Here is a 14,802-nt window from a genome sequence, read left to right as displayed (position 1 = left end):
GGATTGGGGACGGCGACCAGCGTCAGGACGTCGGCGGCCAGCGCGGCGAAGAGGGTGATCAGGGCCGAAAACCGGGCGAAGCGGGCGACGGTCTGGGCGCGCGGTGTCCAGGCGGTCCAGATCGCCGCGGTCGTGCCGAGCAGGCCACCCGCGCCGCAGCCGAGGACGAGGACGAGGTGCCACCACACCGCGGCGGCGGTCCCGGGCGGCAATGGCCGCGGCGCGCCGGTCCCGGCGAGCTGGAGACCGGTGATCCCGGGGCCGGACGCGCCCGCCAGGTACGCGCCGATCGCGAGGGTGGGCAGCAGGAGCGCGATGACCGCGGTGGTCAGTGCCGAAGAGCGTCGCGGGCGGTGTTCGGCCGGGCGGAGCAACTCGCGGAAAGCGGGCATCGGAACCTCCCCAGTTCTCCGGGCGCGCGCGAGGGAAACGGGCGCGCCCGGGCCGCTTCAGAGCGTACCGGGACCAGGGTCAGTGGCAGGTGCCTTTGGCGGTCAGCACGCGGTCGAGTGCCTCGTGCACCCGCGTGGCGGGGAGTTCGCCGTCGGCCGTGGCGCGTTCGAGGCGGTCGAGGACGGGGGCGAGGTCGCCGCCGCCGGACCACAGTGCCTGGTCGGCACCGGCCGCCAGGGCGTGCACGACCGCGTCCGGCAGCCGGTACAGGTCGGTGACCGCGGCCATCGCGCCCAGATCGTCGGTGATCACCGGACCGGTGAAGCCGTAGCCGGTGCGCAGCAGCCGGTAGGCCTCCGGGGACAGTGAGGCGGGCAGGCCCGCGGTGAGCCCGGGAACGGTGAGGTGCCCGACCATCACCCCCGCCGGGCCGTAGTCGGCGATCCTCTCATACGGCACGAGATCGTTGTGCCGCAAGGAATCCAGTGGCGGTGTGCGCACCGTGCCGTCGTGGGAGTCGCCGCTGGCGTGGCCGTGTCCTGGGAAGTGCTTGAGCACCGGTGTCACGCCGCCTTCCCGCAGGCCGGTGGCGAACGCGAGTGCGTAGGCGCGCGCCCTGGCGGGGTCGGCGCTGAAGGACCGGTCGCCGATCGGGCCGTCATCGGGTTCGGCGCTGACGTCGGCGTCGGGGGCGAAATCCACCGTGACCCCGCGGGCCCGCAGTTCACGCCCGCGGGTGGCGCCCGCGGCGCGGACCTGTTCGACGGTCATGGTGCGGGCCATCGTGCGGGCGCTGGGCAGCGAGCCGTCGAGCCGGCCGATGCGCTGGACACGGCCGCCTTCCTCGTCCACCGCCACCGACAGGCCCCAGCGGGCTGCGGCGTGCACGGGGGTCAGCGCGTCGTGGGTGAGCAGGCTGGTGGCGTTTCCGCCGATGAAGATGCCGCCGACCTGCTCGTCACGGACGAGGTTCGCGGCCGCGGCGGGATCGGTCGAGGCGACGCCGAGGACGACCAGTTGGGCCAGCCGCTGCCGCGGGGTCATCTGCCCGATCGCCGCGTCGCACGGGTCCGCCGCGGGGGAGGGCGAAGGCGAAGGCGAAGTGGAAGGCGCCGGGGGCTGGGAAACCGCGGCCGGGGAACGGCAGCCGGTGAGCAGTGCGGTCGCGAGGAGCGCGGCGGTCGCGGTGGCGGTGCGGTGCTTCATCGGCTCCCTGTGGTCGTGCCGGGCGCGGGCACGGCCAGCGTAGCCGCGGACACCGCCGCCCGCCGGTCCGGTGCGGCGGTGGCGGGGCGTCACCAGGGCACTCCCGATACGCTCAGGGCATGTCGAGCCGATCACCACAGCACCCGTCCCCTGATCCCGCCACCCTGCGTGCCCGGCTGGACCGGGCACGGAAGGCCGCGGCAGGCGCCGAGACCGACGCCCTGCTGATCGCGCCGGGATCGGATCTGCGGTACCTGCTCGGCGAGTCCGGCGGGTCGTTCGAACGACTGACCACGCTCGTAGTGCCCGCGGGTGAGGGTTCGCCCGCACTGGTGGTGCCGAAGCTGGAGGCCCCGGGCTACGCGCACGTGCCCGCCGGTGAGCTCGGCATCGAGATCGTGACGTGGGTCGACGGTGAGGACCCGTACCAGATGGTGGCCGCGCGCCTGGAGAAGCCGGGGCGCGTCGCGGTGAGCGACAACACCGCCGCGCTGCACGTGCTGGCGTTCCGTGCGGCACTGGGCGCCGCGGAGCAGACCCTGGCCGGGCCGGTCGTGCGGGAGCTGCGGATGCGCAAGGACGCCGCTGAGGTCGAGGCGCTGCGCCGGGCCGGGGCGGCGATCGACCGGGTGCACGCGAGGATGGGCGAGTGGCTGCGTCCGGGCCGGACCGAGGCCGAGGTGGCCGCCGACATCGAGGCCGCGATCCTGGCCGAGGGGCATACGCGGGCGGACTTCGTCATCGTGGGTTCGGGCCCCAACGGCGCGAGCCCGCACCACGACGTGTCCGGGCGGGTCATCGAGCGCGGGGATGTGGTGGTGATCGACATCGGGGGCCCGGTCGCGGAGGGCTACAACTCCGACTCGACCCGCACCTACGCCGTCGGTGAGCCGAGGGACGGCGATGTCGCCGAGACCTACGAGGTGCTGCGGCGGGCGCAGCGGGCGGCGGTGGAGGCCGTGCGGCCGGGGGTCACCGCGGAGGCGGTCGACGCCGCGGCCCGCGACCTGATCACGGCGGCGGGTTTCGGCGAGTTCTTCATCCACCGCACGGGCCACGGGATCGGGCTGGACGTGCACGAGGACCCCTACATCGTGGCGGGCAACGCGTTGCCGCTGGAGCCGGGCATGGCGTTCAGCGTCGAGCCGGGGATCTACCTGCCGGGCCGGTGGGGTGCCCGGATCGAGGACATCGTGGTGGTCACCGAGGACGGCGCCGAATCGCTCAACACCCGGCCGCACGAGCTCGTCGTGCTCGACGCATGACGGCCGCGGGCGGGCTGGAGCCCCTGGACCAGGCGATCGCGCGGGAACTGGCCTCCGACGGCCGGTGCAGCTTCACCGATCTGGCCGAGCGGGTGGGACTGTCGGTGTCGGCCGTGCATCAGCGGGTGCGCAGGCTGGAGCAGCGCGGCGTGATCCGCGGTTACGCCGCGCAGCTCGATGGCGAGCTGATCGGGCTGCCGCTGACCGCGCTGATCTCGCTCACGCCGAACGATCCGGCGGCGCCGGACGACTATCCGCAGCGGCTGGAGCACATCACCGAGATCGAGTCCTGTTATTCGGTCGCCGGGGACGAGTCCTACATCCTGCTGGTGCGGGTGCCCTCGCCGCGCGGACTGGAGGATCTGCTGCGCCGGATCCGGGAGGCGGCCAAGGTGTCCACCCGCACCACAGTGGTGCTGTCGACGCCGTTCGAAGGGCGGCCGCCGACCCTTTAGCCTCACCAGGAGCAAGCGGAGGGATGCCCGTGGGGGAAATCGATCAGAACACCGTCTGGTTCGACGGGCATTCGATGGTCTACCGGGACTTCGACTTCGACCTCGACGCTCCGGGAGACCGCAGCAGTGCGGCGCTTGAGGCACTGGAAGCCGACCTGGGGGTGTCCGACGACGTGGAGGTCGACTTCCTGAGCGGCGGCGAGTGGGGGCAGCGGCTGGCCAATGTGATCGACAAGGGGCTGTCCGCGCTGCTGGAGCGGCTCAGCCACCCGGACCTGGCGGTGCGCCGGATCATGGCCGTGGTGCTGGCCTACGCGGACGCGCAGCCCGACGCTGTGGTGCCGACGCTGCTCCAGCGCAGCGAGAGGGACCCGGACGCGCCGGTCCGGCTCGGGCTGCTGCTGGCTTCGGGCCGGTACGCGAACGACCCCCGGGTGAGCGACCACCTGCGGCGCCGTATGCGGGAGGGCGGCCCGGCCGAGGCGCTGGGGGCCGCCCTCGGCCTGGCCCTGCCTCCGTTCCCGGTCACCGACGACGAGGTGGTCGAAGCGCTCACCCTGTGTGCCGACGAACAGGCCGGTGCGGCACTGGCGGAACTGGCCTGGGGCGACCCGCGGTGGAACGGCGAACCGTCGCCGCGCAACACCGTGGACCGGGTCGACGGCTGGCTGGCGGACACCCCCGACGTGCGCAGCCGCTGGCTGTCGCGCATGCTGCCGCGGCTGTGGGACGGGCGGCTCGACCCCTCGGCCGCGCCAGTGCTGATCGAGGCGGCGGACCGGCTGTTCGAGAAGGACGGTTGCTACGCGGATCACGCGGCGGCCGTCGCGGACTTACTCGGGCACCCCGACTCCGAGGTGCGGCGGGCAGCCATTCGCACCCACCACCTCTACGCCCACGACGGCTACGCCGACGCCCTGCTGGGCGTGCTGGACGACCCGGACCTGTCCGCCCGGGCATTGATCTCGCTGCTCCGGCGCAAGGACCCCCGGTGCCTGCCGCACCTGCGGGAGAGGATGCGGCAGGGCACCCTCGACTGCCGTGTGCTGCGCTACGCGGGAAACTTCGCCGAGGAGTTGTGGCCCGCCATCGGGGCGCGGGTCGTGGACCAAGACACTCCGGCCGCCGAGCTCGCCGCGTTGCTGACCCAGGTCCGCGGCTGGCACGCGAGCGGGGACCCGATCGCCTTGCCGGTCGCCATCGCGCTGGAGCGGCTGAACGCCCGGATCGAAGCCGCCGGGAACCCCGAATCCGACGATCACGCCGCGGCGCGCGAGGCCGCCGGGTTCCTGCGCGACTGGCGCGCTCGGGCGGCCGACGAGCAGAGCCTGGAGGGCAGGCTCGCGCGCATGCGTCACATCCTGGCGCTCTCCCACCCCAAGGACCACGACGTCGTACGCAGCGAGCTGGACGCCCTGACGCGGCGACACGAGCCGGACCACACCCCACACCCGGACGATCCGCGCCGCGACATCACGGCCTGCGAGTGGATCGCCGCACTGCCGCACGCGGCCCAGCCCGCCGTTCCCGTCCTGCGACGGCTACGGGACACCGCGGCGGTGGCGGGCACGGTGCGGGCTGCCGCCGCCCACGCGCTGTGGAAGATCACCGGCAACGCGGACGGCGCCCTGCCCGTCCTGGTCGAACAGATTCGCCAGGCCCCTCTGCTCGTGCTGGACTACCTCGGGTCCATGGGGGCGGCGGCCCGGCCCGCGCTGCCCGCGCTCCGCCTGTGCGACGACGGCGGCGACGGCGACTTCGCCCTCCTCGCCCGCCACGCGGTCCGGAAGATCGAAGGGGTCTCCCGGGGTTGCCCCTGAAGGAACTGCGCGGGTGAGAGCTACCGGTCGCTCGCGAAGCGGATGAACAGCACCAGCGAGACGGCGATGATGCCGATCGATCCGGCGGTCCACAGCAGCTCCCGCCCGGGGGCGCCGGTGAGCAGTTCCTGGGCGAAGCGCACGGCCAGCACCAGCACCAGCACGTTGGCGACCTTGATCTCCAGCTTGGTCAGCACCCCGGTGCGGATGAGTTCGCTCTGGTCCGTCGTGTCGGTCTGGGGGCTGGAGAACACCTCGTACAGGCCGAAGCCGAGCACCAGCAGCACCGTGGCGATCAGGTAGGTGTCGATGGCACCGAGCAGATCGGCCAGCAGCGCCGTGTCCGCGGCGCCGCGCAGCGCCTCGGTGACGAACTTGCCCGCCTTGGCGGTGGCCCAGATGATCGTGGCGACGCTGGTGAGGATCAGCACCGCACTGGGCACCAGCATGAGCCAGCGGATCCGGGCGAGCCAGGCGTGGACGAACTCCCTGCCCCTGGGGTCGCTGGTCTTCGGCACCGCAGCATCATGACGCCACCGCCCGCTCCCCGCACGGCGGCGTGCGGCGGTCAACTGCTGGGGACGCTCAACAGCCGCAGCGTGCCATGGTCGCCCCTGGCGGCCAGGGTGCGGCCGTCCGGGCTGAACGCCAGCGCGGCGCCGGTGCCGGGCGTGCCGCCGCCGATTTGCCTGCCGGTGTCGGTGTTCCACAGCCCCAGAGCGCCTCCCACCGCGGCCAGGGTGTGACCGTCCGGGCTGAGCGCCACCGTGGCGATGGTCCAGGGGATGGTGATGGGCTGGCGTGCCTGGTTGTGGCTGGAGACGTCCCACAGCCGTACCGTCGTCGTGTCGGAATCCGACGAACTCGCGGTCACGAGCAACCGGCCGTCCGGGCTGAACGCGTAATCTTTCAGCTCCTCACCGGCGGGCAGGGTGATCATGTCGCCCATCCGCTGCTGGCCGGCCACGTCCCACAGCGTCAGGTGGGTGCCCTCGACCGGGTCGGCCGCGAGGGTGACGACGATGCGGCCGTCCGGGCTGAGCTTGACGTCCGGGCCCTCGTCCGAGGTGAGACCAGCCGAGCCGATATGCCTGCCGCCGGTCACATCCCACAACTGCACGCTGGGGTAAGTGGAGGAGTTCGCGGACTCGCGTTGCTCGGGCGTGACGGCCAGGACGCGGCCCTCCGCGCTGAGGGCCGCCTTCTGGATGGGGCCGCGCCACTTGCCGTCGATGGTCAGGTCGACGTCGAGCCGGCCGGTCTGGTGGCCGGTGGCCGCGTCCCACGACTGCACGACGCAGTCCCCGTTCTCGACCTTCGTCGTGGTCAGGGTGCGGCCGTCCGCGCCGAGCGCCGCGTCGGCACCCCAGCTGTAGCGCCCGAACGGTCCGAGGAGCTGGCCGACCGGCCGTCGTGCGGCCACATCCCACACCTGCACGGTCTGGTCGTCGTAGACGGTGGCCAGGCTGCGGCCGTCCGCGCTGAAGGTGACCTTCTCCACGTAGTAAGTCGTCACGGGACCGGTCAGCACACCGAGCTGGGCGATCGACGGCGGCGCTGGGGCCAGCGGTGCGGGCCACAGCGCCCAGGCCAGCAGAGCCCCGGCCAACGCCACGGCGTCGACGGCGACGACGGTGGGACGCCCCGGGTGGCGCGGCCCGGGTCGGCGCCGCGCCCTCCTGGCCGCCCAGACCCGGCCCGCCGAGAGGAGGACCGCGACGACCAGCAGGGTGAGGAGCAGGACAGGCACGTCCTGTTTGCTGCCGATGACGAACCGGACGTTCCTGCCCGGCACCCGCTTGACTTCCCCGAAGGCGGCCAGGGCGGCGAGCAGCGTGAGGGCGGTGGCGGTGGCGCCGAGCAGGAACGCGGCGGCGCCGACGATCCGGCCCGCGCGCGTCGGGATGAGCCGAGTGGTGGCGGCGAACAACGCGCCGACGAGCACGGCGTCGAGGGCGATCCCGCCCTGGAAGCCGAGTCCGAGGGTGTGCAAGACGGCGACCCCGTCACCCCTGACGAAGCGGATGAGGCCGCCGATGAGGAGCGCGACGAATACGGCGGCCAGCGCTGTCACGGCCACGACGGCGTGCCGTCCCGTCGGCCGGTGCGGGCTGGTGGTGTGCTCGAGGATCGCGGTCTCGTGTCTGGTCGGGGTGTGCCCGCCGGGCGACTCCCGGTCGGCGGGCAGGGGCGCGGTCGGTGCCGCGGTGGGGGGTTGCCCGTCCAGCAGTGCGGTGGCCTGTCCGGCGGTCCACCGCACGTCGGGGTCTTTGGCCGTGAGACCCTGGATGAGGGGTGTGAGCGGCCCGGCGTTGACGGGTTCGGGCAGGTCGTCGAGCAGGACCGCCGCCAGGGTGGCCATTCCCGACCCCCGGTCGAACGGCGAAGCCCCCTCCACGGCGTGGTAAAGGGTGACCCCCAGCGAGAACAGGTCGGAGGCCGCCGTCGCGTCCTGCCCTTTGGCCCGTTCGGGCGCGATGTAGGCGACCGAGCCGACGACCATGCCTTCCTCGGTCATGCCCGCCTGTCCGGTGGCCTTGGCGATGCCGAAATCGGTGAGCATCGGCGTACCGTCCTCGGCCAGCATGATGTTGTGCGGCTTGACATCCCGGTGGATGACCCCCGCTTCGTGACACGCCGACAGCGCCGACAACATCGCCACCGCCACCCGCCGGGCCACCGGGAGGGGCACCGGCCCGTTCGACTCGATCTCGTCGGCCAGCGACCGGCCGGGCACGTACTGCATGACCGTCCACGGTGTGCCGCGCTCGACGAGCACGTCGTGCACCGTGACGATGTTCGGGTGGTCCCGCAACCGCGCGGCGTGGCGGGCCTCCAATGTGGCGCGCTCGATCACCTCGGCGGTCACCGCGGCCGTGCTCCCGGGCGGGACGGCCACCTCCTTGACGGCCACCTCGACACCCAGAACGCGGTCCTGAGCCAGCCAGACCCGGCCGTAACCGCCGCGCCCCAACGGTCTGAGCAGCCGGTAACGACCATCAGCCAGCGTCAAACCGGGCGCGGCCTCGGTCGGCGGGACGTTCGAGGCGGACGACGACGGCACCACGTTCTCCAATGTCGGACGGGGGGTTCACGCGGGGATTCCGCTGATCATTCCGGAACCCGTTCCCGGACTCAACGCCGACACCCGGTTTGCGCACCGCCGATGATCGTCGCTCGTTCCACCATCGGGACGGCGGAAGCGTCCACTGTGGATTTCCGGGTCAGGGCACGCCGGCGAGGGTGGCGGCGGGGTGCAGATCACCGCCGGCGCCGGGCAGGCAGGCCGCCGAGGGCAGCTCGGTGGCCAGGAACTCGGTGAGGCAGCGGCCGATCTGGGCGTGGCCGTTGGCGTTGGGGTGGAAGGATTCCTGCAAGGCGTGCGAGGCCCGGTCGGCGTAGTTGAGGTCGCCGAGGCGCAACACCAGCCTGCTGAACCATTCGGTGCTCGGGTCTGCCCCGCCGCTGCAGGCCTCGTGGCCGCGCCCGGCCCGGGACAGGTCGAGGAAGCGGGCACCGGCGCGTGCCGCAGCTCTGGCCAGCCCGGCCGACAGCTTCAGCACCCCGTCGTCCCGCACCCACCGCAGATCCTCGGTGCGAAAAGGACAGCCGTTGAGGCTCTGTAGATCCGCGGGAAGATCGGGGCCGATCGGTGCGGCGTAGGACTGCAGCACCAGCTGGTAGTCCTCGGGCTGGTAACCGGCCTGGGCGAGCACCTTCTTCACGTCGCCGAGTGCGCTGACGACCTTCGGCACCATCGCGTTGACGCGGTCGTCCCAGGTGGCGCTGATCGGCCCGCTGCACGGCCCGTTGCCCGACATCAGCCAGGACTGGAAGCACTGGGAGATCAGCTGGGAGAAGTGCGGGTCGTCGTTGGCGCCCATGGCGACGACGACCGCCGCCACACGGTGGTTCTTCACCAGCTGGGCCAGTTGCCCGGCCTGGGAAGGTTCGGTCCACTGCCGTGCGTCGCCCAGCGCCACCTGCGCCGCCGGGGCGCCCGAGCAGGCGAGGTTGACCTTCGCCTCGATGCCGGGGAGAGCGGTTTCGAACACCGTGGCCTCGGGTGAGCGGTGACACCAGTCGCCGTTGGTGCCGTTGGTGTCGGGGGTGTAGTTCCCGATGCCCTCACCGGAAAGGGTGCTGTCGCCGAGGGTCACGATGGTCAGGGGCCCGGTGCCGGGCGGGCCCTGCCGCCGCGGGGGAGCGGGCGGGTTGCCGGGACCGGAGAAGACGAAGATGCCGACCAGCACGGCCACGAAGAGGAGCACACCCGCACTGATCCACCACCGGTACCGACGCATCACGCCGTAGTCTACGGGCCCGGGAGCACCGCCATCACACCGCCGACAGCACGCCGTCGGCCAGCCGCACCCGCCGGTCGGCGATCGCGTGCACCTCCTCGTCGTGGGTCGCCACGATCACCGCGGTGCCCTCGTCGGCGCAGCGGCGCAGCAGCCGCAGCACGGCCGGGATGCTGCCGCCGTCCAGATGCGAGGTCGGTTCGTCGGTGAGCAGGACCTTCGGGCGTGCGCTCACCGCGCGCGCCAGCGCGACCCGCTGCTGCTGCCCGAACGACACCTCCCCGGGGTAACGGTCGGCGAGCGCCGCCACGCCGAGCCCATCGAGCAACTCCCTCACCCGCGCGTCGATTTCGCTTTCCGCCCGGGGACCGCCGGGATTCAGCCGCAGCGGCAGCGCGACGTTCTCGGTCACGGTCAGCTCGGTGGCCAGGCCCAGCGCCTGGGGCAGCACGGCGCAGGTGTGCCACGGCGGGGCGTCTCCGAGGGGCTGCCCGGCGAGCAGGACCCGCCCCGAGTCCGGCGAGTCGAAACCGCCCAGCAGGGCCAGCAGGGCGCTTTTGCCCGAACCCGACCGTCCCGCGACGGTCACCAGTTCCCCGGCGTGCACCGACAGTTCCAGCCCTCGCAGCACCTCCACGTCGCCGCTGGGGTGAGTGAAGCGGCGCCGCAGGTCCAGCGCGTGCAGGGCGGGAGCGGAGGCGTTCATCGTCGTTCGATCCCTTCCAGGCGCCCGTCGCGCAGCCGCGCCACCCGGCTGCCCAGTTCGATCACGCGGTCGTCGTGCGAGGCCACGAGCACCGCGAACTCCTCTTCGGCCAGGGAACGCAGCGTCCGGATCACCAGATCCGCCGACGCCTCGTCCAGTTGTGAGGTCGGCTCGTCGGCCAGGATCACCGACGACCCGCGGGCCAGTGCGCATCCGAACGCCAGCCGCTGCTGCTGGCCGCCCGACAGGGCGGAGACCCGCCAGTCGCCGGTGCCGTCGAGGCCGAGCCGGGCGAGGATCGCCTCGGGATCGCACGGACGGCGGGCCGACTGGGCGGCCGCGCGCAGGTTGTCCGCGACCGACAGGAAGTCCAGCAGGTTCTCCGGCGGGTTCTGGAACACCAGCCCGAGATGCCGGCGCCGCAACGCGCGTCGCGCGGCGTGCGACAGCACGCCGGTGTCGGTGCCGCCGAAGCGCAGTGTGCCGCGCGCGGGCCGTTCGAACAGCCCCAGCACGCGCAGCAGTGTCGATTTGCCCGAACCGGACGGCCCGGCGAACACGGTGATCCCGGAGCGCGGCACGGTGAGGGTCACCTCCTGCAGGCCGCGCACGGTCCCCGCGGGTGTGCTGTAGTCCACCCCGATCCCGGTCAGTTCGAAGACGGTGTCCACCGTGGTGTCCACGGCCGGTTCAGCCACGCAGCAGCTCCGCGGTCCGGGCGGTGCGCACCGAGCGCACCGCGAGCCAGCCCGCCAGGAGCACCACCGCGAGCCCGGTGGCCACCACGGCGAGCACGAATCCGGTCTGGTCGGGCAGCGCCGGACGCGGCGCCAGCCACCGGACCGGGTCGAAACCGGGCACGGCGAGGGTGGCGACGGTGAGTCCGCACCCGATCCCGGCCAGCCCGGCCAGCCCGGCCAGCGCACCCAGTTCGATGAGGTGGCTGCCGAACAGGGAGCGCGGGGCCATGCCCATGCGCAGCACCAGCGCCCCGGCCAGCGCGTTCTGCCGCCGCCGCACCTCGACGGCCACCAGCAGCCCCAGTACCGCCACCACGCCGAGCACCCCGCCCAGGAGGCTGACGAAGGAGAAGCTCCACTCCACCACGGAGAACGGCAACGCGTCGAGGGCTCCGTCCTGGCTGACGCGGTTGGACTGGCTCAGCCCGGCGGCGGCCAGCGCGCCGGAAACCTGGTCGGCCGGGGCGGTCGACAACAGTGTCCAGTTGGTCAGCGCGGTGAGCTGGGCCGGGGTGAGCGCGTCGCGGGACACCACGTATCCGGGGCTGCTGCCCAGCAAGGGGAACCACGGGAGGTCGGCCACGGTCACCGCCGGGGGCAGGCCGGGCAGATCCGCCGACTGGGACGCGGTGTGCCCGATCCGGAGCACCGGCAGCCCGCCCGGTACCGGTGCCCGCAGGGCGGGCAGCAGAGCGCGGACCCGGTCGCGCAGTGCGCCGAGGTAGGCGTCGTCGGTGAAGGTGGCCGGGTCCACCACGAGGACGAGACTGCCCGTGCCGCTGGTCTGGCCGACGATCGTGCCGGTGCCCCGCAGGCTCTCCGGCAGGGCGGCCGCACCGGCGAGGCCGACCTTGGTTTCCACGTCCACCCGGGTGACGGCGCCGACGAGCACCCCGGACTTGCTGTCGAGTGCGCCGCGCTGCCCGGCCGCGATTCCGTTGCCCGCGGCCAGGGTGCCGATCGCGAGTACCCCGATGACCAGCACCCCGGTCACCGGGGCGCGAGCCCCGGCCAGCCGCCGGACCGCCAGCTGCAGTGAAGGTCTGGACCATGCCCGCAGCCGGTGCGAGGCGCGCAGCAGCAGCCACGCGACGCGCGCCGACAGCAGCCCGGCCGTGAGCACGACGAAAACCGGGTAGGTCAGTGCGAGCGGGTCGATCTGGGGTAGCGGGCTGCCCAGCCTCGAGGACGCCCCGTACCCGGACAACCTGGTCCAGCCCAGCACGGCGACGCCCGCGGTGACCAGCTCCCACGGCACCACGGCGAGCAGCCGCCACCGGCGGGCCTTGCCGGGAACGCGGCCCACCTGGAACTCACGGTGGGCGCGCAGCGCGACGACCGCCGCCAGCAACGCGAGCGCGATCAGCAGCACCGCACCGGCGATCCCCGCGGCCACCAGCTGCGGGCTCGCGTCCAGATGCGCGGGCGGGGCGTACAGCGGCAGGGAGAAGCGGGCCAGCGCGATGCCTGCCAGTCCGCCTGCCAGGATCGGCAGGCCCAGTTCCGCCACCGCGAACCCGCCCAGCGCCCAGGGCCCGGTGCCGCGGGCCGCGAGCAGGCGGACCTGCGGGTAGCGCCGCTGGTACCACTGCAGCGCCACGGTCACGATCCCGCCGAGGCCGACCAGGACGCTGATTCCGGCCAGCGGCAGGATCGACACGAGCACGTTCGACCCGGCCTGCTCGGCGATCTGCGTGGAGCGTTCGAACGGGCGCGTCATCGCCACGACGTCGCCGAGGCCCTGCCGTTCCAGATCGGCCCGGACCGCCTCGATGAGGACCGCGGAACGGTTGAGGTAGTCGCGCGCCTGCGCGGGGGTGCGAGGCGGATCCAGGTAGAAGGAGACATGGAGCGTGGTGCCGCGGACCTTCATCGCCGCGAGCGTGTCGCGATAGGTCTTCTCGTCACTGGCGAAGACGATCGTGCTCAGCGGGTCGTCGGCGTAGACGTAGACGGTGGCGTTGTTCTGCTGCGAGCACCACCAGCGCGGCGGGGGCACGCTGAGCGCGTGGTACACCCCGGCCACCGGGGCCACGTCCCTCCCCAGCAGTTGGACGGGATCACCGGGCTTGACCGGGGAGAACCGGGTGAGGTCGTCGCCGACCCACAGGCCCGCCGCGCCGCCGCCCGCCAGTTGCCGCAGGTGTGCCAGCCCCTGGTCGCGGTAGCCGAGCATGACCTTGCGTCCGGTCGCGGGCCCGAAGGAGGAGCGGGGGAGGATCCCGACGAACATCGACGCGACCGGCTGCGGGAAGCCGTGCGCCGCCGCCTGGCGGCGAACCGTGTCGGTGACCGCGGCGGCCGTCTCCGGAGTGAGGGCCGCCCGGGAGAACACCGGGCCGTAGGCGTCGAGGCAGGAGAGGCGGCTCTGGTAGTCGGTCGCGGCGGCACCGGCCGAGGAGGCGATGAGCACGGCCGACGCGGCCAGGAAACAGGCGAGCAGCGCGGTCGCGGCGGCCACGACCACCGTGAGCGGACTGGACAGCGCGGAACGGGGCGCGCGGCGCCACGGCAGTGAGACCCCCCACAAGGACATGGCCGGAAAACTACCCCAAAAGTGTGATTCCGCGAAGAAATCACGCCAAATTGTTGCTGTTCGTAGCCGAATCGCCGGAGGTTTGCCTTACCGCGGCGGTGGAATCCGGTCGGTCTGCGTGACCGCCAGGCCGCCAGAGAGTAGGACGTGACGATGACCAACGACCACGTCGACGCCCGGCTGGCCCCGTGCCGGTTCTGCGGGCGCCGTCCCCTCCCCGGCCAGTACCGGGCGCCCGGCCCGCACGGGCCCATCTGCCCCGACTGCCTGGAGGCCGGCCTGCTGCTGGTCCGCGACCGACAACCGCGCCGCAGCCTCGGTGGCAGCGCGCTGCGGTTCTCCAGCGATCCGCAGGAGAAGGCGTGCGAGTTCTGCGGCCGCCGGGAACGACGCACCTTCTTCGGCTTCCACCGACCCCTGCGCCGCATGAACACCACCGAGGGCGACGCGGTGATCTGCGCGGACTGCCTCGACCGCAGCGGCGAACTGATCAACCAGGCCGTACGGCGGCGCTCGTCCCACTGACCGCCCAGGGCCCCGGCGAACCCCTCCCGGCGGCGTTTTGCGACGGCAGTGGTGACGGTGGCGTGGGTAGGGTCGGCCACGGAAAGAGGCGCGAAGCCACCCCGGACGGGGAGGAAGACATGGGGTCGTCGGCCGGAACCTGGCTGGTACTGGCGGTTCCGGCCGCGGTGGCCGGGGCGGCGGCGATGGGGCTGGCCAGCGCCGCCCAGGCCCGCGCCACCAAGGAGGTCGAGGTCACCCGGATCCTCGACCCCGGCCTGCTGCGCGGCCTGGCCCGCCGCCCGCTGTGGCTGATCGGCATGGTGGCCACCGGGGCCGGGCTGGCACTACAACTGGTGGCACTGGCGTTCGCGCCGCTGCTGGTCGTGCAGCCGCTGCTGATCACCTCGCTGATATTCGCCGCGGTGTTCTCGGCACGCCTGGAACGCCATCCGGCCGACACCGTGATGGTGGCCGGGTCGCTGATCTGTGCCGCGGGGCTGGCCGCCTTCCTGGTGATCGCCCGCCCGAGCGGCAACGCCGAGGCGATCCGGCCGGGCACCCACCCGCTGCCGCTGGCGATCGCGCTGGCCACACTGACCGTGGTGGCACTGGTGGTCTGCACCCTGAGCCGCTCCGCCTCGGTGCGGGTGCTGGGCCTGGCGGTGGCGACCGGTGTCCTCTACGGGGTGACCGCGGGCCTGATGAAGGTGGTGGCGGGCCAGGCCCGCGACGATCTGGCCGAACCATTCCGGAACTGGACGCTGTACCTGGTGTGCCTGGTCGGGCCCCTGGGCTTCCTGCTGAGCCAGAACACCTTCCAGCAAGGCCGGTTCCTCGCTCCCGCGCTCGCCGTGATCACCGCGCTGGACC

The 14,802-nt window shown here is 73.0% G+C and carries 12 protein-coding genes and 1 pseudogene; 5 read left to right on the top strand and 8 right to left on the bottom strand.

The window, feature by feature from the left end; all coding sequences use genetic code 11:
* A pseudogene (locus FNH05_RS15835) lies at positions 1-392 on the bottom strand (hypothetical protein); the annotation flags it as partial.
* A 79-nt stretch (positions 393-471) separates the two neighbouring features.
* On the bottom strand, positions 472-1,599 hold the full coding sequence (locus FNH05_RS15830) for a glycoside hydrolase family 3 N-terminal domain-containing protein (protein WP_144588905.1): 1,128 nt from the start codon (positions 1,597-1,599) through the stop codon (positions 472-474).
* 119 nt (positions 1,600-1,718) lie between these two features.
* Here FNH05_RS15830 and FNH05_RS15825 point away from each other — a divergent pair, with 119 nt between their 5' ends.
* The 3 genes from FNH05_RS15825 to FNH05_RS15815 are packed head-to-tail and all read left to right on the top strand — an operon-like array spanning position 1,719 to position 5,139.
* Positions 1,719-2,864 (top strand): M24 family metallopeptidase, encoded by a 1,146-nt coding sequence (locus FNH05_RS15825; RefSeq protein WP_144588895.1) that lies wholly within the window; start codon positions 1,719-1,721, stop codon positions 2,862-2,864.
* Positions 2,861-3,319 carry an Lrp/AsnC family transcriptional regulator gene (locus FNH05_RS15820; protein WP_144588893.1) on the top strand — a complete coding sequence of 153 codons (459 nt, stop codon included), beginning with the start codon at positions 2,861-2,863 and terminating at the stop codon, positions 3,317-3,319. Before FNH05_RS15825 ends, FNH05_RS15820 begins: the two co-directional genes overlap by 4 nt.
* 23 nt (positions 3,320-3,342) lie before the next feature.
* Positions 3,343-5,139 carry a HEAT repeat domain-containing protein gene (locus tag FNH05_RS15815; protein WP_186382571.1) on the top strand — a complete coding sequence of 599 codons (1,797 nt, stop codon included), beginning with the start codon at positions 3,343-3,345 and terminating at the stop codon, positions 5,137-5,139.
* A 20-nt stretch (positions 5,140-5,159) separates the two neighbouring features.
* On the opposite strand, the gene FNH05_RS15810 is transcribed toward FNH05_RS15815, so the two are convergent.
* From FNH05_RS15810 to FNH05_RS15785, 6 genes are all read right to left on the bottom strand, one after another.
* A complete protein-coding gene (locus FNH05_RS15810) occupies positions 5,160-5,657 on the bottom strand; it encodes a YqhA family protein (RefSeq protein ID WP_144588889.1) in 498 nt (165 codons plus the stop codon).
* Between the two features lie 50 nt (positions 5,658-5,707).
* Positions 5,708-8,203: a WD40 repeat domain-containing serine/threonine protein kinase gene (locus FNH05_RS15805; RefSeq protein ID WP_186382570.1), complete on the bottom strand. Its 2,496-nt coding sequence runs from the start codon at positions 8,201-8,203 to the stop codon at positions 5,708-5,710.
* Positions 8,204-8,363: 160 nt separating this feature from the next.
* Positions 8,364-9,443, bottom strand: coding sequence for a GDSL-type esterase/lipase family protein (locus FNH05_RS15800; protein ID WP_186382569.1), 1,080 nt, complete (start codon positions 9,441-9,443; stop codon positions 8,364-8,366).
* A gap of 34 nt (positions 9,444-9,477) precedes the next feature.
* Positions 9,478-10,149 (bottom strand): ABC transporter ATP-binding protein, encoded by a 672-nt coding sequence (locus FNH05_RS15795; protein ID WP_144588885.1) that lies wholly within the window; start codon positions 10,147-10,149, stop codon positions 9,478-9,480.
* Positions 10,146-10,847: an ABC transporter ATP-binding protein gene (locus FNH05_RS15790; RefSeq protein ID WP_246127765.1), complete on the bottom strand. Its 702-nt coding sequence runs from the start codon at positions 10,845-10,847 to the stop codon at positions 10,146-10,148. The genes FNH05_RS15795 and FNH05_RS15790 overlap by 4 nt, the downstream gene beginning before the upstream one ends.
* A complete protein-coding gene (locus FNH05_RS15785; protein WP_144588884.1) occupies positions 10,840-13,425 on the bottom strand; it encodes an FtsX-like permease family protein in 2,586 nt (861 codons plus the stop codon). The genes FNH05_RS15790 and FNH05_RS15785 overlap by 8 nt, the downstream gene beginning before the upstream one ends.
* 153 nt (positions 13,426-13,578) lie before the next feature.
* On the opposite strand from FNH05_RS15785, the gene FNH05_RS15780 reads away from it, so the two are divergent.
* Both FNH05_RS15780 and FNH05_RS15775 read left to right on the top strand, forming a co-directional pair.
* Positions 13,579-13,950 carry a hypothetical protein gene (locus tag FNH05_RS15780; RefSeq protein WP_144588899.1) on the top strand — a complete coding sequence of 124 codons (372 nt, stop codon included), beginning with the start codon at positions 13,579-13,581 and terminating at the stop codon, positions 13,948-13,950.
* A 119-nt stretch (positions 13,951-14,069) separates the two neighbouring features.
* Positions 14,070-14,802: DMT family transporter (locus tag FNH05_RS15775; RefSeq protein ID WP_186382568.1), on the top strand; the 733-nt coding region annotated here is incomplete at its 3' end.

This window comes from Amycolatopsis rhizosphaerae (assembly GCF_007713715.1).
Classification (GTDB): domain Bacteria; phylum Actinomycetota; class Actinomycetes; order Mycobacteriales; family Pseudonocardiaceae; genus Amycolatopsis_E; species Amycolatopsis_E rhizosphaerae.
This window is presented reverse-complemented; position numbering and strand designations above follow the sequence as displayed.